Source organism: Streptomyces sp. NBC_00322, from assembly GCF_036147535.1.
Classification (GTDB): Bacteria; Actinomycetota; Actinomycetes; order Streptomycetales; family Streptomycetaceae; genus Streptomyces.
In genome coordinates this window covers 5,218,749-5,240,195 of record NZ_CP108019.1, presented here as the reverse complement: position 1 = coordinate 5,240,195, position 21,447 = coordinate 5,218,749, and the positions used below count along the sequence as shown (strand labels likewise).

Genomic DNA, 21,447 nt, shown 5'->3' with positions numbered 1-21,447 from the left:
CGCAGGTGTGTAGACACGTTTCGGATGACAGCTCAGCTACGTGTTGGCGCAGCGCGGCCGCACAGAAAGCGGGGCACCGTCACCTGGCGGCGCAACTGCGCCCGGTCAGGCGTGGGTCAGCTGTGATCCGCGCCCGGTCCGGGCGACGGCGGCGAGACGATCGCCGCCCGGTCGAGGAGCCCGGTGCGGGCCGCCAGGGCCGCCGCCTCCAGGCGGGAGCCGACCCCCAGTTTCATCAGCACCCGCTGTACGTGCGTACGGGCCGTGCTCGGCGCGATCCCCATACCCGCCGCGATCAGCCGGGTGTCCTCGCCCTCCGTGACCCGCACCAGCACCTCGACCTCGCGCGGGGTGAGCAGCTGGAGCAGCCGCTGCCCCTCGTCGTCCGGCTGGGCGGCCGGGTTGAGCAGTTCGGCGAACGCGCCCTGCAGCAGCTGCGGAGCCACCACCGCCTCGCCCGCCCGCGCCTTGACCATGGCGCGTTCGACACCCTCGATGCGCTCGTCGTGGCGCACATAACCGGAGGCGCCGGCCGCGAAGGCCGCGGCGATCCCGCGAGGGCTGGGCACCGGGCCGAGCACCACCACGGCCACCTGCGGGCGTTCCCGCTTGATCTTGACGATGGGGTCGAAGGCGCCCGGTTCCGCTGGGGTCGCGGTGCCCAGCAGGCACACCTCGGGCGCCCTGCTGACCACCAGGTCGGCCGCGCCGGCCGCGGGGGCCGCCGCCGCGAGCACCCGGTGCCCGCGCAGCTTCAGGGCCGAGGCGAGCGCCTCGGCGAGCAGTCGGTGATCATCGAGCACCATGAGCCGCACGCCCATCGAGCAACCCCCATCCCCGCGAGCTGACCCCCCGGCCCTCTGACCCGGCAAGCTACACGCTTGTTCGAGATCGCGCGCCCCTAACTCGGCAGAAGCCCCACAGAGTGCCGAATTCTTCGCCAAACAGGGCTACTTATGACCGCAGCCCGGCACATCGGTGATCCAATGTGCCGGGCCGGGGCCGAATCGCGCCGTCTGTGGGATGTCAGTCCGCCGTGCTGAAGGCGACCGTCAGGTACTTCTTCCCGAAGGAGGACGAGGACGGCTTGCTCATCAGCGTGGCTCCGATATACAGCCGCCCGTTCGCATACCGGTACTCGGCGCCGTCCGAGGAGTAGCTGGTCTCCGCCTCCCGTACCGCCTTGTCGGCCGGATTGTCCATCAGCACCGTCTGCTTGAAGGTGGCACCGTCGATGCTGACAACCTGGCCGCCCTTGTCGTAGGGGGGCCACTTGTACGCGATGACGTTGCCGCCGTCCATCCGGATCGGGAACATCGTGAACCGGTCGCCCGCGTCCGCGCGGTCGCTGGTGGGCTTTCCGGTGGCGAGGTCGTACGAGACGATCTCGTTGGTTTGGCCGTACTCCCCGCTGCCCTCGTGCTCGGCCGTCGGCAGATACAGCCTGCCGTTGCCGACGACGACCTTCTGGCAGGTCTCCACCTCGGTGGAGCCGCACCTGGCCGAGAACTTGTCGCCCGTCGCCGAGATCTTGGCGCGCAGGGCGCCCTTGTCGTCGATCGAGAAGAAGTCGGAGATGCCGCCCGAGCCGGTGTCGCCGACATCGGCGGCGACGACCAGCGGCTTGGTCGAGACGATGCTCGCGTAGCCGACGCCGGGCGGCAGCTTGTACGAGAAGGCGGGGGTGCCGTTGTCCGGGTTCAGGCTCTGGATGACGACCTGGGGGTTGTCGTACGTACCGCACTTGCGGGCGGCGACGAGCGCCGGGCCGCCGCCGTAGCCCATGTCGTAGCAGCCCTCGGCGTCGGCCTTGGGCTTCCAGCGGACGGCACCGCTGTTGAGGTCGAAGGCCGCGCCGCCGTCGGTGCCGCCCGCGGCGACCGTTGTGCCGCTCTGGGTGACCTCGCTGAACTTGACCTTGCCGTCACCGCTGGAGGTGCCGGTGACGGACTTGCTCCACAGCAGCTTGCCGGTGCCCAGGTCGACGACGCCGACCTCGGTGCACTGCTCGTAGTTCTTCGGCGGGGTCCGCTTCTTGGCCTCGAAGACGATCGCGGCCTTGTTGTCCTCGGAGAGGTGGCGGGAAGCCGCGCAGATCTGGCCGGCGAGCGGAAGGGTCCACAGCGGGGTGCCCTTGGCCGCGTCGTAGCCGACAAGGGAGTTGACGCCGGGCTTGACGTAGGCCTTGTCGGTGACCCAGGAGCCCTTGACGTTGGTGAGGTCGGTCCGCGCGGGCTCCGGCAGCTGGAAGGCCACCTTGGAGTGGACGTTGGCGGGTGCCTTCTCCTTGCCGGGGCCGTCGGCGGCTTTGCCGCCACCGCTGCCGCCGCCAGCGGAGCCGCCGGTTGTTCCGCCGGCGCTGTTCTTGGCCTCGTCCTTCTTGCCTCCGCCGTCGTCCTTGGAGGCGAACCAGATGCCCCCGCCGACGATCAGCACCACGGCGACGGACGCCGCGATGATGATCTGCATCTGAGTGCTCAGCTTCTTGCCGCCGCCGCTGCCGCCCGGCTGGGGCGGCATGTGCTGCGGCTGCATGGGCTGCGTCGGGTACCCGTAGCCGGGCTGACCCTGGGGCTGGCCCTGCGGATATCCGTAGCCCGGCACCTGCCCGGGCGCCTGCGGGTAGCCGTAACCGGGCTGCCCCTGCGGCGGCTGGGCGGGCGGCGGGGTCTGCGGATAGCCGTACGAAGGATCCTGCGGGGGCGGCGTAGGCGCTCCGAAGCCTCCCGGGGGAGGGTCCTGGGGCGCGCCGAAGCCACCCTGCGGTGGCTGGCCCGGTGGCTGGTTGGGCGGCGGGGGCGGCTGCGTCATGGCGTACTACCTCGGAAGGATGCTGGAGCGGGGACGTGGGTCAAAAGGACTCAGGACGCGGTCACTTGCCGAAGGCGATCATGGTCTTCGTCTCCTTCTCCTCCGCGTCGTTGCTGGCGCTGACGCGGCCGCTGGCGAGGAAGAACCGGCCGTCCGCGTAGACCATCTTCGAGGAGAAGAAGGAGCTCTCGATCTCGGCGGTCGATGCCGGATGCTGCAGCAGCACCTTCGGCGCGCCACCCGTCGGCGCGATCGTGGCGACCGCGCCGCCCGCGTCGTACGACGCGTCCATGTAGACGAGGACGCTTCCGTTCTCCATGCGCAGCGGGGTCATCTTGCGCTTGCCGCCGGCGGGCGAACGCCACTTCTCCTTGCCGGTGTCGAGGCTGAACGCGACGACCTCGTTGGCGGTGCCGTAGGCGGTCTCGGTCGACATGTAGAAGGTGGAGGCATCGGCGGCCACGCCGGTGCAGCCCTCCAGGTTCTGGCCGAAGACCACGAACGCCCCGCCGCAGCGCGGCGCGAACTTGTCCTTGCCGCCCTGGATCTGCGAGCGCGGCCTGCCGTTGTCGGTCAGCGCGACGATCGACCACTTCTTCGGCTCACGCTGGTTCAGCGAGATGACGACCGGGCTGACCGAGTAGACCTTGCCGATCTCCCAGCCGACCGGGGCGTTGTACGTCCACTTCGCCTTGCCGGTGGCCGGATCGACCTCCGACAGCTGATGCTTGGGCTTGTCGTAGTCCGACGTGGGGCAGCTCGCGGCGGCGAGCAGCTTGGCGCCGCCCGCGAAGGCGAACGGCTTGCAGCCCTCGCTCGGGCCCTTGAAGAGCTGCTTGCCGTCGGTCATCGAGAAGCCGTACGAGTTGCCGCTGCCGCCCGCGGCGAGGGTGTTGCCGCTGATCGACAGGGTGAAGTCGGAGAGGGAGAAGAAGCCGGTGCTCTTCGGAATCGGCTTCTTCCAGCCTGCCTTGCCGGTCTTCAGGTCGATCATCTGCAGATCGAGGCACTTGGCCTTCTCGGTGAGGCCGTCCTTGACGCCCACGACGATCTTGCCGTCGGTGGAGGTCTGCACCGGTGCGGAGCACACCTCGGCGCTGAGCGGGACGCTCCACTTCTTCTTGCCGTCGGTCACCGAGTAGCCGACGACCTCCTTGTACATGGCCTTGGCGACGGTGTCGCCGGCCACCCAGGGGCCGAAGACCTCGGCGCCGTTGCGCGGCAGGTCGACATCGTTCTTCGACAGGAAGAGAACCTTCGCCTCGCCCGGCTTGCGCCCCGCGTTGAGGTCGTCGTTGCCCTCGCGGCCGTCGCCGCTGCCGTCGCCCTCGTCGACGGACGCCGAGCCGGTGGGCTTGGGGTCCTCGCTCTTGCTGACGTTCTTCTCGTCCTTCTTGTCGTCACCACCGCTGAGGGCGAGGTAGGTTCCGCCGCCGATCACCAGCAGACCGGCCACGGCCGCGCCGATGATGACGCCGGGCTTGCCCTTGAAGAAGTTGCCGCCGCCGCTGGGCGGGGTGGGCGCGCCCGGGTACTGCGGCTGCGTGGGGTAGCCGCCGTAGGGACCGGGCTGCTGGTTGTACGGTCCGGGCTGCTGGTTGTACGGACCCGGCTGGCCGGGGGCCTGCTGCGGGTAGCCGTAACCGGGCTGGGCGGGCTGCTGCGGATAGCCGTAACCGGGCGCGCCGGGCGGCGGACCCTGCGGCGGGGCGGGCGGCATCTGCGGCGGCTGCGCGGGCGGCTGAGGAGCGCCGAAGCCGCCCTGCGGGGGCTGGTTCGGCGGCTGGTTCGGCGGCTGCGGGGGCTGGTTCGGCGGCTGTGTCATGGGGTGATTACCTCTGGAAATGGAGAGATGGGAGAAGGAGTCGGGACGTCCGAGTGCCTCGGAACGCGGTCACTTGCCGAAGGCCATCAATGTCTTGGTCTCCTTCTCCCTCGCGTCGTCGAGACCGGTGATTTGGGTAGTGGTGAGGAAGATCCGGCCGTCCGCGTACGCCGTCCGAGGGTCCTGGAAGCCGCTCTCGATCTCGGCAGTCGACAGCGGGTGCTTCAGCAGAACCTTCGGCGTGCCGCCCGTCGGCGCGATGGTCGCGACCGCGCCACCCTCGCTGAACGTCGGGGCGATGTAGACCACGACGCTCCCGTTCTCCACGGTCAACGGCATCATCGTGCGGTCGAGTCCCACCGATGAACGCCACGTGGCCTTACCGGTATCCAAGTTGAAGGCGACAACCTCGTTGGTGCCGGTCGGCTCGGTGGCCAGGTAGAGGGTGGACGCATCGGCGGCGACACCGGTGCACCACCCCTGGATGTCGCCGCGGTAGGCGATGGACGCCGTACTGCTGCAGCGCGGCTTGAACTTGTCCTTGCCGACCTGGAGCTGCGAGCGCAGCCTTCCGGCGTCCGTCAGGGCGATGACGCGATGTTCGGTGTTCTCGTCGGTGTCGTCGACCTGGTGCTTGAGGGCGACGACGACCGGGCTGACGGAGTAGACCTTGTCGACTTCCCAGTTGGCCGGGAGGGCGTACGTCCACGTGGCCTTGCCGGTGGCCGGGTCGACGTTCTGGATCTCCTGCTTGACGTTCTCCGTCTTGCTGGTGGGGCAGCTCGCAGCGGCGAGCAGTCTGGCGCCGCCCGCGAAGCCGTAGGGCAGGCAGCGGGACGACGGCTTGCCGAAGAGCTGCTTGCCGTCGCTCACGCTGAAGCCGTAGGAGTGGTCCAGCCCTGTCAGGGCGACCGTGTTCCCGCTGACGGCGAGGATGTAGTCGGTGAAGCCAACGACGCCCTTGGGCTTGGGGATGGGCTTCTTCCAGCCCGCCTTGCCGGTTTTCGCGTCGATCATCTGGAGATCGCTGCAGTCGGACTTCTCCGTGGTGCCGTTCCTGACACCGATGACGATCTTTCCGTCGGTCGAAGCCTGAGGGGCGCCGAGGCACGCAGGTGTGCCGAGCTTCAGGCTCCACTTCTTCTTGCCGTCGGTCACGGAGTAGCCGGCGACGTCCCGGTACATGGCCTTGACGATCGTGTCGCCGACCACCCAGGGGCCGAAGACCTCGGCGCCGTTGCCCGGCACGTCGACGTCGTTCTGCTTCAGGAACAGCACCCTTGCCTCGCCGGGGCTGCGCCGGGCGTTGACGCCCTCGACACCGATGGTGTCGTCGGTGGCGCCCTGGCCGGCGGAGGCTGAGCCGGACGGCTTGGGAGTGCCACTGCCCTTGCTGACGCCGGACTTGTCGTCCTTGCCGTCGCCGCTGAGCGCGAACCAGGTACCGCCACCGATGACCAGCAGGCCTGCGACCACCGCGCCGATGACCGCTACGCGCCTGCCCTTGAAGAAGCCACCGCCGCCACTGCTGTTGAGCGGGGTGGTCCCACCGGAGTACTGCGACGGGACCGGGTGGCCGCCGTACGGTCCGGGCGGCTGGTTGTACGGACCCGGCTGACCGGCAGCCTGCGGCGGACAGCCGTAACCGGGCTGCGTGGTCGGCATCTGCGGCGGCTGGGCGGGCGGCGGAGGAAACCCCTGCCGCGAGCCCTGAGAAACGCCAAACCCACCCCGCGGCGGCTGCTGTTGGCCGGGCGGCTGAGTCATCGGCACTTCCCCCTTGGTGCGGCCCGCTGTCCGAGCCGGTCTCCCCCGCTGATCCGCCGAGCGTTCGCTCCGGAAGGGAGCGATTCGGACACGGATCCCGCTGTTTCACGTCAGTCGAGCGGGCTTCTTTCTATCACTCGGCGACGTTCGAACGAGGGGCCGGTCTCCCCTGTTCCCAAGGGAGGACCGGCCCGTGATGGGGTTGTTACGCGCTCTCCACGGCTTCTCTACGCCGCAGCTGCCGCGTCGAGTTGGCCAGGGCGTGTTCGAGAAGTCCCTCCCCCAGAGCTTCGCCCGGGAGTACCCCACGCCGCGGGCGGACGGCCCTACTTCTGAAACACGCCCTACGCGTCCTCACGCGTCCTCGGCCAGCTCCAGCCAGCGCATCTCCAACTCGTCCCGCTCGCCGATCAGTTCACGCAGCTCCGCGTCCAGCTTCGCCACCTTCTCGAAGTCCGTGGCGTTATCGGCGATTTGGGCGTGCAGATTGGTCTCCCGGTCGGAGATCTTGTTCAGCTGCCGCTCGATCTTCTGCAGTTCCTTCTTCGCCGCCCGCACGTCCGCCGCCGACTTCTCGGTCGTCGGGGCGGCGGGCGCCGCGGCCGCCGCCGGAGCTGCGGTCTCGATCATCCGCTGCCTGCGCTCCAGGTACTCGTCGATGCCGCGCGGCAGCATCCGCAGGGCCGCGTCGCCCAGCAGCGCGTACGTCCTGTCCGTCGTCCGCTCGATGAAGAAGCGGTCGTGGGAGATGACGACCATCGAGCCCGGCCAGCCGTCGAGCAGGTCCTCCAGCTGGGTCAGCGTCTCGATGTCGAGGTCGTTGGTGGGCTCGTCGAGGAAGAGGACGTTCGGCTCGTCCATCAGCAGGCGCAGCAGCTGCAGCCGGCGGCGCTCACCGCCGGAGAGATCGCCGACCGGAGTCCACTGCTTCTCCTTGGTGAAGCCGAACTGCTCGCACAGCTGACCCGCGGTCATCTCCCGGCCCTTGCCGAGGTCGACCCGGTCGCGCACCCGCTGCACGGCCTCCAGCACCCGCAGGTTCGGGTCGAGCTCGGCGACCTCCTGCGAGAGATACGCCAGCTTCACAGTCCTGCCGACGGTGATCTTCCCGGCCGCGGGCTGCTGCTCGCCCTGCGTACGCGCGGCCTCGGTGAGCGCGCGCAGCAGCGAGGTCTTGCCGGCGCCGTTCACGCCGACCAGGCCGATACGGTCGCCGGGTCCGAGCTGCCAGGTCAGATGCTTCAGCAGCACCTTCGGTCCGGCGGTGACGGTCACGTCCTCCAGGTCGAAGACGGTTTTGCCCAGGCGGGCGTTGGCGAACTTCATCAGCTCGCTGGTGTCCCGCGGCGGCGGCACATCGGCGATCAGCTCGTTGGCGGCCTCGATGCGGTAGCGCGGCTTGGACGTACGGGCGGGGGCGCCGCGCCGCAGCCAGGCCAGCTCCTTGCGCATCAGGTTCTGCCGCTTGGCCTCTTCGGTGGCCGCGATGCGCTCGCGCTCGGCGCGCGCGAAGACGTAGTCGCTGTAGCCGCCCTCGTACTCGAAGACCGAGCCGCGCTGGACGTCCCACATCCGGGTGCAGACCTGGTCGAGGAACCAGCGGTCGTGGGTGACGCAGACGAGCGCCGAGCGGCGGGCCTGCAGATGCTTCGCCAGCCAGGCGATGCCTTCCACGTCGAGGTGGTTGGTGGGCTCGTCGAGAACGATCAGGTCCTGGTCGGCGATGAGCAGCTTGGCGAGCGCGATCCGGCGGCGCTCACCGCCGGAGAGCGGGCCGATGACGGTGTCCAGGCCCTGCTCGAAGCCCGGCAGATGCAGATCGCCGAAGAGCCCGGTGATGATGTCGCGGATCCGTGCGTTGCCGGCCCACTCGTGGTCGGCCATGTCGCCGATGACCTCGTGCCGGACGGTCGCTTCGGGATCGAGGGAATCGTGCTGCGTGAGCACGCCGAGCCGCAGACCGCCGCTCTGGGTGACCCGCCCGGTGTCGGGCTCCTCCAGCTTGGCGAGCATGCGGATGAGGGTCGTCTTGCCGTCGCCGTTACGGCCGACGACCCCGATGCGGTCCCCTTCGGAGACGCCGAGGGAGATTCCGTCGAGCAGGGCACGGGTTCCGTACACCTTGCTGACTGCCTCGACATTGACCAGGTTGATGGCCATTTCACTCCTGTACGGGGGGATGGATCGACGTCCCAGCCTAGTCGCCGCGCGGGGTGCCGCGGTCTGCCGGGCACGGCAGCGGGAAACCGGGCCCCTAGGGAGTGTCTTCAAAGGACTTTGAAGACACGACCTAGGACGCCGCAGGCACCCGCCGGGTCCCGCGGCCCGCGCGCTCGACGAGCAGCCATCCGGCGAGGGCCATGGCGACGGCGGCAGGCGCGGTGACGCGTACGGCGACGAGCATCGCGGTCCTGCCCTCCAGCAGCCCGCCGAAGCCGACCATCGACAGGCCGAGCACGCCGAAGAGGCAGAGCGTGATGCCGAGTGCGGCGACGGGTCCGCCGGAGCCTGAACCGGGCTTGGCGGATGCGGGACGTTCGAAGGAGCGGAAGGCGGCGACGAGGACTGCCGTGAGGACGAGTGCGGCCGCGATGCGCAGCGGGACCTGGGCCCACCAGGCCGCGGAGGCGGGCGCGGGCAGGGTGACGTCGAGGGCGAGCAGCGCGCCGTACACCCCGAGCATGGCCGTGAGGTGCCACAGGAACGCGGTCATCGCGATCCCGTTGGCGGCGACGACGCCGCGCCAGATCCGCGGGCGGGCGACCAGCCGTGCGCCGGGCGTACGCAGCAGCTCCACCGCGCCGACGAGCCACAGCCCGTGGCACAGGAGCGCGAGGGTGGGCGGGGCCATGTTCGAGACCTTCTCGCCGGGCATCCCGACCATGGACAGCGGGTACGGTCCGAACGCGACGAGCGCGGCGGCCCCGGTCAGCCCGGCCGCGGCGAGGGCCGCGGGCATCCGTATGCGGCCGTCGGCGCGGAGGAAGCCGAGCTGGTGGACGGCGAGCCAGACGAAGGCGAAGTTCAGGAACTCCACGAAGGGCACGTGCCCGGCGAACCGCGCCACGTCGACGGCGACCGCGCCCGCGACGAGGGCGCCGAAGGCCCCCCATCCGTAGCGCTCGTGCAGCTTCAGCAGCGGCGGGGTGAAGGCGACCATCGCGAGATAGATCCCGATGAACCACAAGGGCTGCGCGACGAGCCGCAGCGCCACCCCGGTCAACCCGCCGTCACCGCCGAGCAGTTGCACCAGCAGGGCGGCCGTGCCCCAGACGAGGATGAACACGATCGTGGGCCGCAGGAGCCGCTGGAGGCGGGCCCGCAGAAAGACGGAGTAGACGGATCCGTCGGGCTGCTTGCGGCGCAGGGAGCGGTAGGAGAGCGCGTGCGAGAAGCCGCCGACGAAGAAGAACACCGGCATGACCTGCAGCACCCAGGTCAGGACCTGCAGCCCGGGCACGACGGCGAGGAGATTGCCGACCTCGTCCCCGGTGACGACGGCCATCAGCCAGTGCCCGAACACGACCGTCCCGAGCGAGGCGACCCGCAACAGGTCCACATACCGGTCCCGCGCCGTAGGTGTGGCGGCGGCGAGCTCACGAACACTTGATCCCATGGGGGTACGGTGCCGCGGGGGTTGGGGGCGGCGTGAGGGCTCCCGTACTCAACCGGGATCTGAGTACGTCGGGCCCGGGGGGCTCTCCGCGTACCCGCCCGCCCCCTACGGCCAGGTGGCCGTGGGAGGTACCCCCATGCCGAACTGGGGGCAAGCCCCCCACACCCCCGTATGCGGCCTTCGGCCGCATGTCCTCAAACGCCGGACGGGCTGAAGTGTGCGGCCCTGCCGCACATGTCAGCCCCGTGGGGGGTCCCCCGGACGAAGTCCGGGGGAGTTTGAGGCGCGGGGTCTGGGGCGGAGCCCCAGTTCGGGAAGGGGGAACGGCCCGTCAGGCCGCGACCACCCTCGCGCCGCCCGTCGGCGATGACGCCACCCTCGCCTCGCGGCACGTCCCCGACGCGAGCAGCGCCTCCGCCACCGACCGCGCCGACTCCTCGTCCTTCGTCAGGAACGCCGTCGTCGGGCCCGAGCCCGAGACCAGCGCCGCCAGCGCGCCCGCCGATGTGCCCGTCTGCAGCGTGTCCGCCAGGGACGGCCGCAGGGACAGTGCCGCGGGCTGCAGGTCGTTGGCGAGGGCGCCCGCCAGGGATGTCGCGTCGCCGGTGCGCAGCGCGTCGAGCAGGACCGGGGACGCCGCCGGGGCCGGGACCGTGACGCCCTCGGTCAGGCGGTCGAACTCGCCGTAGACCGCCGGTGTCGACAGGCCGCCGTCCGCCACCGCGAACACCCAGTGGAACTCGCCGCCGACCTCCAGCTCGGTCAACCGCTCGCCGCGGCCGGTGCCCAGTGCCGCCCCGCCCACCAGGCTGAAGGGGACGTCGCTGCCCAACTGGGCGCAGATGGAGAGCAGTTCGGTGCGGGGGGAGCCGAGGCCCCACAGGGTGTCGCAGGCCAGCAGGGCCGCCGCGCCGTCCGCGCTGCCGCCCGCCATGCCTCCCGCGACCGGGATGTCCTTCGCGATGTGGATGTGGACGTCGGGGGACAGTCCGTGCCGGGCAGCGAGCAGTTCGGCCGCCCGCGCCGCCAGGTTCGTACGGTCCAGGGGGACCTGGCCCGCGTCCGGACCCGAGCAGGTGACCGTCAGGGACGACGCCGGGCTCACCGTCACCTCGTCGTACAGCGAGACGGCGAGGAAGACATTGGCCAGGTCGTGGAAGCCGTCGGGCCGCGCACCCCCCACCGCCAGCTGGACGTTGACCTTGGCGGGGACTCGTACCGTGACGCTCACGCCTTCGCCTCCGCGATCCGGGCGAACTCCTCGACCGTCAGGGACTCGCCCCGGGCCTGCGGGGAGACTCCGGCGGCCACCAGGGCCTTCTCCGCCGCCGGGGGCGATCCGGCCCAGCCCGCGAGCGCAGCGCGCAGCGTCTTGCGCCGCTGGGCGAAGGCCGCGTCGACCACCGCGAAGACCTCCGCCTTGGTGGCGGTGGTGTCCACCGGCTCGGACCGGCGCACCAGGGACACCAGGCCGCTGTCCACGTTCGGCGCCGGCCAGAACACGTTCCGGCCGATCGACCCCGCCCGCTTCACCTCCGCGTACCAGTTCGCCTTCACCGAGGGAACGCCGTAGACCTTGTTGCCGGGCGATGCCGCCAGCCGGTCCGCGACCTCCGCCTGGACCATCACCAGCGTCCGCTCGATCGTGGGGAAGCGGTCCAGCATGTGCAGGAGGACGGGCACGGCGACGTTGTACGGGAGGTTCGCGACCAGCGCCGTCGGCTCGAGCCCCGGCAGCTCGTCGACGAGCATGGCGTCGGAGTGGACCAGCGAGAAGCGCGTCGCGCGCTCCGGCATCCGGGCCAGGATCGTCGAGGGCAGCGCGCCCGCGAGCACATCGTCGATCTCGACGGCGACGACCCGGTCCGCCGCCTCCAGCAGCGCGAGGGTCAGCGACCCGAGCCCCGGGCCGACCTCGACGACCACGTCGTCCTCGCGCACCTCGGCGGTGCGGACGATCCTGCGGACCGTATTGGCGTCGATGACGAAGTTCTGGCCGCGCTGCTTGGTGGGGCGTACGCCCAGCGCTGCGGCCAGTTCACGGATGTCGGCGGGGCCGAGGAGTGCGTCGGGCTCAGTGGTGCTCACCGATACAGCCTACGGCCGCAGTGCGGCCACGGACTCGCCCCCCGTTGCACGAAGAGCTTCTTCGCCCGGTACGTCTGTTCCGCCGCGGACGCCTCCTGCGGCCGCCCGGTGCCGCCCAGCGCGTGCCAGGTCTCGGTGTCGAACTGGTACAGCCCGCCGTAGTTCCCGGACGGATCGACCGCGCCGGCCCGCCCGCCCGACTCGCAGAGCGCGAGAGAGCCCCAGTCCAGGCCGTCCGCTCCCCGCACGGAGCTCGGCAGCGGCCTGGTGCCCACCATCACCAGCTGGGTGACCGGCTCCCGTACGACCTCCTCGGCGACCTTCCTCGGCCTCTGCCGCACCCCGTTGACCGTGCGCAGCGCGTAGGTGGCGCGCCGGGCGCCCGGCCGGCCCTGCTGTACGACGACCTCGGTGCCCGTGAAGAGCGAGGAGTCCCAGGTCTTCTCGGTGTCGTACGCGATCGGCTCCTCGCGCACCTCCCGGGTGGAGGTGATCCGCATGACGGTGACGGTCTGGCCGTCGCGCGGGAAGCTGCCGGGCGGCACGGAGGTGGTGTCCAGGCCGTGCAGCGCGATCCCGGCCTCGCCCAGTGCCTCGCGCACGGTCGCGGCGTTCGTACGGATGGTCCGCTCGCGCCCGTCGGCCATGAAGGTCACGGTCCGCTCGGTCCGTACGTCCAGGACGAGGCCCGTGCGGGAGATCACCTGGGAGCGGGACGCGGACAGATACGCGCCCTCGGCCCGCACCCCGAGCTGGCGCAGCGCGCCGTCGACCGTGCGGGCGGTGGTCCACACGCGGCGGGGCTGCCCGTCCAGGGTGAGCATGACGGGCCGGCCGTAGCGGACGACGATGTCGTCGCCGCTGGCGAGAGCGGAGCCGGGGGCGGGGGCGACGATGTCGTGGGCGCCCACGTCGACCCCCTCGTCCTCCAGGAGTTCATCCACGTCGTCGGCGAAGGTGTGCATGGTGCGCGGCACGCCGTCGACGGTGAGCCGGACGGCCTTGTCGCTGGCGACGAAGGCGGAGGTGCCGCCCGCCAGGAAGGCGACGACGAGGGCCTGCGGGACGAGGCGGCGCAGGGTGTCGGGCTTCTCGCCCGCCCTGCGGCGGCGTGCGGCTCGCCGGGCCTCGGCGCGTCCGCCCGGCCCCTCAGCGTCGAGGGCGGGGCCCTGCCGCGGCAGCAACGGGGACGGCGGCGGCGCCGGAAGCGAGACGTACGTCGGCGTGTAGCCCTCCGCGTAGGTGTCGATGTCGCTCTCGTACGACGCGAGGGCGTGGCGGGCGCCACGCGCGGCACGGTGACTGCCCTGCGAATTGTTCACGACGCTCCGTAAGGTCCGGTCCGGTCCGCCCGATGGCGTTGCGGGCCGGGACGATAGCGGAGTCCGGTCACTCTCCCAAGCGATTCGACTACGCAGTGTCGCGACGCTACCCTGTGCGCCGTTATCCCTCAGTAATCAAAGGCGCGGGCCGTGTTGGCCGCGATCGCCGCGGCCAGCGTGTCCTCGTCGAGCCCCCTGACGGCCGCCATCGCACGCAGCGTGACCGGAATGAGATACGGCGCATTAGGCCGTCCGCGGTACGGCGCGGGCGTGAGGAAAGGCGCGTCCGTCTCGACGAGCAGGAGTTCGAGCGGGGCGACGGCGAGCGCATCACGCAGCGGCTGGGCGTTCTTGAAGGTCACATTGCCCGCGAAAGACATGAAATAGCCTGCGGCCGCGCACACTTCGGCCATTTCCGCGTCACCGGAATAGCAGTGGAAGACGGTCCGCTCGGGAGCCCCCTCCTCGGCGAGGATCCGTAGCACATCGGCGTGCGCGTCGCGATCGTGGATGACGAGGGCTTTGCCGTGCCGCTTCGCGATCTCGATATGGGCCCGGAACGAGCGCTCCTGGGCGGCGATGCCATCGGCTCCCGTACGGAAGTAGTCCAGGCCGGTCTCGCCGACGGCCTTCACCTGGTCCAGGTCGGCGAGCCGGTCGATCTCGGCGAGCGCGTCGTCGAGGGCACTGTCGCCGCCGCCCTCGCGGGCGCCCTGGCGGGACCAGCCGTCCGGGTCGCCGAGCACGATCCGCGGGGCCTCGTTGGGATGCAGCGCGACCGCGGCATGCACGCTGTCGTGCGCCGCGGCCGTCTCCGCCGCCCAGCGCGAGCCCTTGATGTCGCAGCCCACCTGCACGACGGTCGTCACTCCGACCGCCGCGGCCCTGGCCAGGGCCTCTTCGACCGTGCCCTCCTGCATGTCCAGGTGGGTGTGCGAATCGGCGACCGGCACCCCGAGAGGCTCGGGCAACGGCGGCGGGCTTGACTTTGAGCTCATGGGCGCGATCCTACGAGGCTCGCGCCCGGGACCTCACTTGCGGTGGAAGGGGTGCAGGAGATCGGAGAGATGCCAGTGATGGGGCTCACCCGGCGAGGTCTGCCCGGCCTCGGACGGCTCGGCGTCCGACTGCGCGGTCCCGGCCGGCTCGGCCTTCTCCGGCTTCCTGGGCTTTTTGGCCTTCCCGGACTCTCCGTGCGGCGCACTCGGCAGCGGCCCGGAGATCGAGACGGACGACCCGATCAGGTTGTGCATCGATGAGACCTGTCCCGCCCGCATGATCCGTACGACATGCCCGCCGCAGTTCATGCAGGTGGGGCTCGAGAGCGGAGACGGCACCCGCAGACCATTGGCCTTGTAGACGACGTATTCCTGGCCCGCGCCGTCTATGTGATGCTCTATCTCGTACTCCTGCTCCCAGCCGTGCCCGCAGCGCATACAGGCGAAGGCGTATGCCTCGTGGACCCTGGGGGTGCCCGTGATCTCACTCATGCCAGCTCCTCTCCACCGATCCAGTGGACGCCTATTACGGCGGGAGCGCATCAACGCCTGTCGATTAATGGTGTGGTCTTTGGTATTCCCATGCAGTAAAGGTCAGGACGCGGTCTGCGCTTTGCCTTTTACGATAGTCCTTTACCGTCCACGGGGACCGTTCGATCCGCATTCTTTGCCGCCACCACGGCATCGAAGACCTCCCGTTTGGGAAGTCCCACTTCGGCGGCGACCGCCGCGATGGCCTCCTTGCGCCGCTCCCCCGCCTCCTCGCGCACCTGCACCCTGCGCACCAGCTCAGCGGGGTCGAGCTCACCCGGCCCGGCCTCTGGCGCTCCCTCGACGACGACGGTGATCTCGCCCCGTACGCCCTCGGCCGCCCAGGCCGCGAGCTCGCCGAGGCCGCCGCGCTTGACCTCCTCGTACGTCTTGGTCAGCTCGCGGCACACGGCTGCCCGGCGCTCGGCGCCGAATACGTCGGCCATCGCGGCGAGGGTGTCGTCGAGCCGGTGCGGGGCCTCGAAATAGACCAGGGTGCGCCGCTCGTCCGCGACCTCGCGCAGCCTGCCGAGCCGTTCGCCGGCCTTGCGGGGCAGAAAGCCCTCGAAGCAGAAGCGGTCCACGGGCAGCCCCGACAGGGCGAGCGCGGTCAGCACGGCGGACGGTCCCGGTACGGCCGTGACCTTGATGTCCTTCTCGACGGCGGCGGCCACGAGCCGGTAGCCGGGGTCCGAGACGGACGGCATCCCGGCGTCGGTGACCAGCAGCACCCGGGCGCCGCCGGCGAGGGCCTCGACGAGCTCCGGCGTACGGGCGGTCTCGTTGCCCTCGAAGTACGAAACGACCCGTCCTGTGGTGTGCACACCGAGCGCCTGGGTCAGCCTGCGCAGCCGCCTGGTGTCCTCGGCGGCGACGATGTCGGCGCCCTCCAGCTCGGCGGCGAGCCGGGGCGGCGCGTCCGCTACATCACCGATGGGGGTCCCTGCGAGTACCAGCGTTCCTGTCACATACGCCATCCTCGCAGGACCGGACGCACGACTCGCACAGTCGCGTTCCCTACGATGGCGCGGTGACCAGTACCGCGCCACAGACCCTTCAGGGCAAGGACGCCGATCAGCAGCCCCCCGGCTGGCAGCAGCGGCTGCGCAGATTCGGCCACGCGCCCAGGCCGGTGATCGGGCTGCGCGAGCGCCTGGTGCCGCCGTACACCCGCCCCTCCGAGCGGCTGTGGCAGGTGTTCGCCATCCGCCCGGGAGACGTGACGCCGCTGCTGAAGATCACCGCCTGGCTCGGCCCCCTGATGGTGGCCGCCTTCGCGGGCGTGCTGCGGTTCTGGAACCTGGGCAAGCCCGATGCGGTGATATTCGACGAGACGTACTACGCCAAGGACGCCTGGGCCCTGATCAACCAGGGATACGAGGGCAGTTGGCCCAAGGACATCGACAAGGCGATCCTGGACAACCCGGACGCCGTGACGATCCCGGCGAACCCCGGCTACGTGGTGCATCCGCCGGTCGGCAAGTGGATCATCGGCCTCGGCGAGAAGATCATCGACTTCACGCCCTTCGGCTGGCGGTTCATGGTCGCCGTGCTCGGCACGCTCTCGGTGCTGATGCTCTGCCGGATCGGCAGGCGCCTGTTCCGCTCGACGTTCCTGGGCTGCCTGGCCGGCACGCTGCTCGCCGTGGACGGACTGCACTTCGTGATGAGCCGCACGGCGCTGCTCGACCTGGTGCTGATGTTCTTCGTACTCGCTGCCTTCGGGTGTCTTGTCATCGACCGGGACTGGGCGCGCAGCAAGCTCGCGGCGGCACTGCCGACGGACGAGGAGGGGATCCTGCGGCCGGACGCCACGGTCGCGGAGACCCTGCGCCTGGGCTGGCGCCCCTGGCGCCTGGCGGCGGGCCTGATGCTGGGCCTGGCCGCGGGCACCAAGTGGAACGGCCTGTATGTGATGGTCGCGTTCTGCCTGATGACCGTCCTGTGGGACGTGGGCGCACGCCGGACGGCGGGCGCGGTGCAGCCGTACAAGGCGGTGCTCAGGAAGGACGTCGTACCGGCCTTCGTCTCGACGGTGCCGGTCGCGATCGTCACGTACATCGCGACCTGGACCGGCTGGATCGTCACCGACAAGGGCTACTTCAGGGACTGGGCCCAGAAGGACGGCAGGGGCGGCAACTGGACGTGGCTGCCTGACTGGCTGCGCAGCCTGTGGCACTACGAGAACGAGGTCTACGAGTTCCACGTCAATCTGACCTCCGGCCACACCTACCAGTCCAACCCCTGGAGCTGGATCGTGCTGGGCCGCCCGGTCTCGTACTACTACGAGGACCCGAAGGCGGGCACGCAGGGCTGCCCGGCGGGCGCGGCGGACAAGTGCGCAGCTGAGGTCCTGGCGCTGGGCACACCGCTGCTGTGGTGGGCGGCCTGTTTCGCGATCTGCTACATCCTGTGGCGCTGGTTCTTCCGCCGCGACTGGCGCGCGGGCGCCATCGCCTGCGGGATCGCGGCGGGCTGGGTGCCCTGGTTCTTCTACCAGGAGCGCACGATCTTCCTGTTCTACGCGGTCGTGTTCGTGCCGTTCCTGTGCCTGGCGGTGACGATGATGATCGGCGCGATGCTGGGCCCACCGGGCTCGGACGAACGCAGACGGGCGATCGGGGCGATCGGCGCGGGAGTGCTGGTGCTGCTGATCATCTGGAACTTCATCTACTTCTATCCGCTGTACACGGGGACGCCGATTCCGGTGGAGGACTGGCGGAACAGGATGTGGCTGGACAGCTGGGTCTAGGTCCGACGGCGGGGCCGGCACCTGTGGGTGCCGGCCCCGCCGTCGTCGTTCGGCGGTAGTCGTCGGCGGTCCCGAGTGGCTGTTGGACGGCCCACAGGCGGCCCAGGGCGCGCCTGGCGCGCCCGTCCAGGGCTAGGGCCTGTCGTTCGGATCTTGCCGGGTTCGCGTGCCCTGGCACGCTCCCCCACAGCCTTCGGCGTGGGAGGGGCCCCCACCCCCGTAGCCCTTCGGGCACGGGAGGTGCCCCCATGCTGCGTTGCGTCAGTCGCCGACGCTCCGCGTCGGCTCTCCCCCTGCCTTCGGCGGGGGGACCCCCATCCTCCGGCCTGCGATCGCACGCACCGCAGTGACATCAGCCGCTGCGCGGCGGGCCGCTCACTGATCCGGCCAGATCCAAACGACAGGCCCTAGGCGCTCTTCGGCTTCCGACCGGTGGCCTTCTTCGCGGCCGCCTTCTTGGTCGTGGTCTTCTTGGCTGCTGCCGTGGTCTTCTTGGCCGCGGCCGTCGTCTTTTTGGCCGCTCGTTTCTTCGGCATGTCGTGGACGGTGGCGTGCTCGCCGCTCTCGCCCCGCGATTCCTTCGCCGCCTGTACGGATGCGTTCAGCGCGGCCATCAGGTCCACGACCTGACCTGCCGGCTCCGGCTCGCCTTCCGGCTTGGGCGGCTGCTTCCCGGCGGCCTTGGCGGCGATGACCTCTTCGAGGGCTTCGCGGTAGCGGTCGGTGTAGCCGGAGATGTCGTCGGTCGCCATCGTTTCCATCAGCTGGATCGCGGCGTCGATCTCGGAGTCGTCCAGGTCGACCGTGTTCGGCGTCAGCTCGGCGGGATCGCGGATCTCGTCGGGCCAGCGCATCGCGTGCAGGACGAGCGCGTTCTCCTTGACCCGCAGGAGACCGAGGCGCTCCCGGTTGTGCCAGGCGAACTTGGCGATGGCGACCTTCGCACTGCGCTCCAGGGCCTGGCGCAGCAGCACGTAGGGCTTGGCGGCAACAGCTCCATCGGCAGCCAGGTAGTACGAGTCACCGATGCGCACCGGATCGATACTGTCGGCCGGCACGAACGCGACGATCTCGATCGCCTTGGCCGTCGGCAGCGGCATGCTGTCCAGGTCCTCATCGGTGACCTCGACGATGGTGTCCTTCGCGACCTCGTAACCCCTGCCGATCTCGTCGCCGCGCAGCTGCTTGCCGTCGATCTCGCACACCTTGCGGGTACGGATCCGGCCGCCGTCCTCCAGGTGGAACTGGTGGAAGCTGATGGAGCGGTTCTCGGTGGCGGGCAGCACCTTGATGGGGATCGTGACCAGGCCAAACGAGATGGCGCCGCTCCATACGGGCCTCGGCATCAGCGACCTCCTCCGCAACCGGAACACCAGCCTAAAACGCCTCAGATGCATCAGCACGCGCAGACGTAACCGGCGGCCGGCGGCCGATGCGGCTGGAGTTTCAAGGCATCCCGCTGCTGCCCGTCTGCGGTGGTGGGCTCATGTGCCGCGGCGCTGCTCCTGGACGGCCTTCATGAGGTCCTCGATGGCGGACTGGGTGTCGCGCTCACGCGCGTCATCGATCGCTTCGAGAGCGGCGGCCGCGGCCTCACGAATGTGGTGGGGAAGCCCGTCGGTGGCCGTGAGGCGGTAGGCGGCCTTACGGCGCGCCGTGCGCTCGGCGGCGTCTACTGCGCCGGGGCCGGACAGCGGAAAGACGGAGGTCCTGTACGCGGATATCTCCAGCACCACCATGTCCGCGATTCCGTCGGCGTACCCGAGCGCGGCGGCCTTCCCCTCTCCTTCGCGAATGCTTGCGATCATTCGACGGCGGGACAGGACGGTGCTCAGGGCGGCGCCGCCTCCCAGGGAAAGGGCGCAGGCGACGGCGAGGAACGGCCCGTCCCAGACGAAGCCGGTGAGTGCTCCGAGGCCCGCGAGCGCGACGGTCCATCCGGCCGCTGTCCGGGAACTCATCTGCTCGGGTGTGGTGTCCATGGGGGAAGTCTCCCAGCCGGTAGTAACAGCCCGGCCGTTGGCCTCAGTTCTAGGGAGTGTCTTCAAAGTAGCGTCGTCCGGCCGCCAGGTGGGGGTACCTCCCAGGCGAAGCTCTGGGGGAGGGACTTTGAAGACACGACCTAGGGGCCTCGCTGCCCGTCGTGCCCGGCCCCGCGCCGCGGCGGACGCCGGGCTCAGGCAGCCCGGGGCGAAGAGCGCCTGTTCAGTCGATGACGGCGGTGGCTTCGATCTCGACCAGATGGTCGGGTACGTCCAGTGCCGCAACGCCCAGCAGCGAGGCAGGGGGTGCCGCGGTGACCCCCAGCTTCGCAGCCGCCCGACCGAGCCCCTCCATGAGCAGGGGCATCTTGTCGGGAGCCCAGTCGACGACGTAGACGGTCAGCTTCGCCACGTCGTCGAAGGAGGCGCCTGCCGCGGCCAGGGCGGTGCCGATGTTGACGTAGCACTGCTCGACCTGGGCGGCGAGGTCGCCTTCGCCGACGTTGACCCCATCGGCATCCCAGGCGACCTGCCCGGCGATGAAGACCAGCTTCGACCCGGTCGCGATCGACACCTGCCGGTAGGCGTCGATTTCCGGCAATCCGTTGGGGTTTACCAGGGTGATGGCCATGCTGCCTGCCTCCATTGCCAGAAGAACCGCTCTCTTGTGGTTACTCAGGAACCGTAGGAGAGTGACCGCTGACATGGAAGAACGCACTTTTCGGTGACTGGGGAACCTGATGGTGACCAAGCAGTTCAGCGGCTCGCCCGACGAAGCGGACGTGAGGCGCGCGGACTCTCTGGCGCGGGAGATCTTCTCGGACGTCGCCAACAAGTGGGCGCTCCTGATCATCGAGTCTCTCGGTGAACGCACCCTGCGCTTCAGCGAGTTGCGAAACGAGATCGAGGGCGTCAGCCACAAGATGCTCACCCAGAACCTGCGCATGCTGGAGCGCAACGGTCTGATCGAGCGGACGGTGCACCCGGTCGTGCCGCCGCGGGTCGAGTACACCCTCACCGAGCCGGGCCAGGCCCTGCGGGTGACGATCAACGGACTGTGCGACTGGACTCACCAGTACCTCGGCCACATCGAGGCCTCCCGCCACCGCTTCGACGCCTGACGGCTCAGCTGCGTCACCTCGCCGCATGGTCGGCACAAGCAACCCTTCCGGGTGTGCGGCGGTCCTACCAGGCGTCGCGCTCAGAGGGCAACCTCTGCCGATTCGTACTGGTAAGCCGACCGGAAAGGGCGCACTCCATGGAGCTCGATCCCACCTTCTGCCTGGACGTTCCCGAGGGTTTCGACGACTCGGACGCCGAGACCGGGGTGCATCCCATTGCCAGGAAGCTGTTCCCCGCCACAACTGCCGCGGAAGCCTTCAAGAAGGCCCATGAGTGGGTGCGGGAACAGAACATCCGCCTGTCAGACGTGTCGTGGGATTTCTTCCACGACGAGGACGAGCCCTACTGCCTGAGCATCTATTTCGTCTTCGAGCTGGATCCCGAAGACACCTGACGGCATCGCCTTCGGCAACCCGCTCGGGCCGGACACGGGCTGGTGGGACACCCTCCGTCGGCTCCACGATGCCGTACTGGCCGCCTACCGGGCGTGCGGCTACCGCAAGGTCGGCGAGGCCAGGCCGGGGAAGGCGCGGACCTCCACGACGCGATGCTGCTCGAACTGCCGACCGCCCGGACCTGAGCGTCGCGGTCCGATAACGGCCAACCCTGCTGTCACTCCTGTCCCGTAGAGTG

Annotated in this window: 18 protein-coding genes; 3 read left to right on the top strand and 15 right to left on the bottom strand. The window is 70.0% G+C overall.

The genetic code is table 11. The annotated features are described in order from the left end of the window. Window positions 1–116: 116 nt before the first annotated feature. From OG905_RS24010 to rsmI, 12 genes are all read right to left on the bottom strand, one after another. Complete coding sequence (locus OG905_RS24010) at window positions 117–821, bottom strand: helix-turn-helix transcriptional regulator (protein WP_328676950.1); 705 nt, start codon at window positions 819–821, stop codon at window positions 117–119. 205 nt (window positions 822–1,026) lie between these two features. Next, window positions 1,027–2,811 (bottom strand): outer membrane protein assembly factor BamB family protein, encoded by a 1,785-nt coding sequence (locus OG905_RS24005; protein WP_328676949.1) that lies wholly within the window; start codon window positions 2,809–2,811, stop codon window positions 1,027–1,029. Window positions 2,812–2,872: 61 nt separating this feature from the next. Next, window positions 2,873–4,636, bottom strand: a complete 1,764-nt coding sequence (locus OG905_RS24000) for an outer membrane protein assembly factor BamB family protein (RefSeq protein WP_328676948.1) — start codon at window positions 4,634–4,636, stop codon at window positions 2,873–2,875. A gap of 69 nt (window positions 4,637–4,705) precedes the next feature. After that, window positions 4,706–6,301: an outer membrane protein assembly factor BamB family protein gene (locus OG905_RS23995; RefSeq protein WP_328676947.1), complete on the bottom strand. Its 1,596-nt coding sequence runs from the start codon at window positions 6,299–6,301 to the stop codon at window positions 4,706–4,708. Window positions 6,302–6,757: 456 nt separating this feature from the next. After that, on the bottom strand, window positions 6,758–8,563 hold the full coding sequence (locus OG905_RS23990) for an ABC-F family ATP-binding cassette domain-containing protein (protein ID WP_328676945.1): 1,806 nt from the start codon (window positions 8,561–8,563) through the stop codon (window positions 6,758–6,760). 130 nt (window positions 8,564–8,693) lie between these two features. Further along, window positions 8,694–10,019 carry an acyltransferase family protein gene (locus OG905_RS23985; RefSeq protein ID WP_328676944.1) on the bottom strand — a complete coding sequence of 442 codons (1,326 nt, stop codon included), beginning with the start codon at window positions 10,017–10,019 and terminating at the stop codon, window positions 8,694–8,696. Between the two features lie 331 nt (window positions 10,020–10,350). Next, entirely contained in the window at window positions 10,351–11,250 is a 900-nt protein-coding gene (locus tag OG905_RS23980) for a 4-(cytidine 5'-diphospho)-2-C-methyl-D-erythritol kinase (RefSeq protein ID WP_328676942.1), read from the bottom strand. Further along, entirely contained in the window at window positions 11,247–12,107 is an 861-nt protein-coding gene (gene rsmA, locus OG905_RS23975; protein ID WP_328676940.1) for a 16S rRNA (adenine(1518)-N(6)/adenine(1519)-N(6))-dimethyltransferase RsmA, read from the bottom strand. Before rsmA ends, OG905_RS23980 begins: the two co-directional genes overlap by 4 nt. Beyond that, complete coding sequence (locus OG905_RS23970) at window positions 12,104–13,429, bottom strand: ubiquitin-like domain-containing protein (protein ID WP_443043976.1); 1,326 nt, start codon at window positions 13,427–13,429, stop codon at window positions 12,104–12,106. Before OG905_RS23970 ends, rsmA begins: the two co-directional genes overlap by 4 nt. Window positions 13,430–13,557: 128 nt before the next feature. Next, window positions 13,558–14,427 (bottom strand): TatD family hydrolase, encoded by an 870-nt coding sequence (locus tag OG905_RS23965; RefSeq protein WP_328676938.1) that lies wholly within the window; start codon window positions 14,425–14,427, stop codon window positions 13,558–13,560. 33 nt (window positions 14,428–14,460) lie between these two features. After that, a complete protein-coding gene (locus OG905_RS23960; RefSeq protein ID WP_328676936.1) occupies window positions 14,461–14,919 on the bottom strand; it encodes a hypothetical protein in 459 nt (152 codons plus the stop codon). A gap of 128 nt (window positions 14,920–15,047) precedes the next feature. After that, window positions 15,048–15,935 carry a 16S rRNA (cytidine(1402)-2'-O)-methyltransferase gene (gene rsmI / locus OG905_RS23955; RefSeq protein WP_328676934.1) on the bottom strand — a complete coding sequence of 296 codons (888 nt, stop codon included), beginning with the start codon at window positions 15,933–15,935 and terminating at the stop codon, window positions 15,048–15,050. A 53-nt stretch (window positions 15,936–15,988) separates the two neighbouring features. Here rsmI and OG905_RS23950 point away from each other — a divergent pair, with 53 nt between their 5' ends. Continuing rightward, a complete protein-coding gene (locus tag OG905_RS23950) occupies window positions 15,989–17,710 on the top strand; it encodes a dolichyl-phosphate-mannose--protein mannosyltransferase (protein ID WP_328676932.1) in 1,722 nt (573 codons plus the stop codon). Between the two features lie 407 nt (window positions 17,711–18,117). On the opposite strand, the gene ku is transcribed toward OG905_RS23950, so the two are convergent. From ku to OG905_RS23935, 3 genes are all read right to left on the bottom strand, one after another. Further along, window positions 18,118–19,056 carry a non-homologous end joining protein Ku gene (ku, locus tag OG905_RS23945; RefSeq protein ID WP_328676931.1) on the bottom strand — a complete coding sequence of 313 codons (939 nt, stop codon included), beginning with the start codon at window positions 19,054–19,056 and terminating at the stop codon, window positions 18,118–18,120. 138 nt (window positions 19,057–19,194) lie between these two features. Beyond that, window positions 19,195–19,692 carry a hypothetical protein gene (locus OG905_RS23940; RefSeq protein WP_328676929.1) on the bottom strand — a complete coding sequence of 166 codons (498 nt, stop codon included), beginning with the start codon at window positions 19,690–19,692 and terminating at the stop codon, window positions 19,195–19,197. Between the two features lie 223 nt (window positions 19,693–19,915). Next, window positions 19,916–20,323: a RidA family protein gene (locus OG905_RS23935; protein WP_328676927.1), complete on the bottom strand. Its 408-nt coding sequence runs from the start codon at window positions 20,321–20,323 to the stop codon at window positions 19,916–19,918. Between the two features lie 109 nt (window positions 20,324–20,432). On the opposite strand from OG905_RS23935, the gene OG905_RS23930 reads away from it, so the two are divergent. Both OG905_RS23930 and OG905_RS23925 read left to right on the top strand, forming a co-directional pair. Next, window positions 20,433–20,813: a winged helix-turn-helix transcriptional regulator gene (locus tag OG905_RS23930; RefSeq protein ID WP_328676925.1), complete on the top strand. Its 381-nt coding sequence runs from the start codon at window positions 20,433–20,435 to the stop codon at window positions 20,811–20,813. A 137-nt stretch (window positions 20,814–20,950) separates the two neighbouring features. After that, window positions 20,951–21,208 (top strand): hypothetical protein, encoded by a 258-nt coding sequence (locus OG905_RS23925; protein ID WP_328676923.1) that lies wholly within the window; start codon window positions 20,951–20,953, stop codon window positions 21,206–21,208. The last annotated feature ends 239 nt before the right edge of the window (window positions 21,209–21,447 follow it).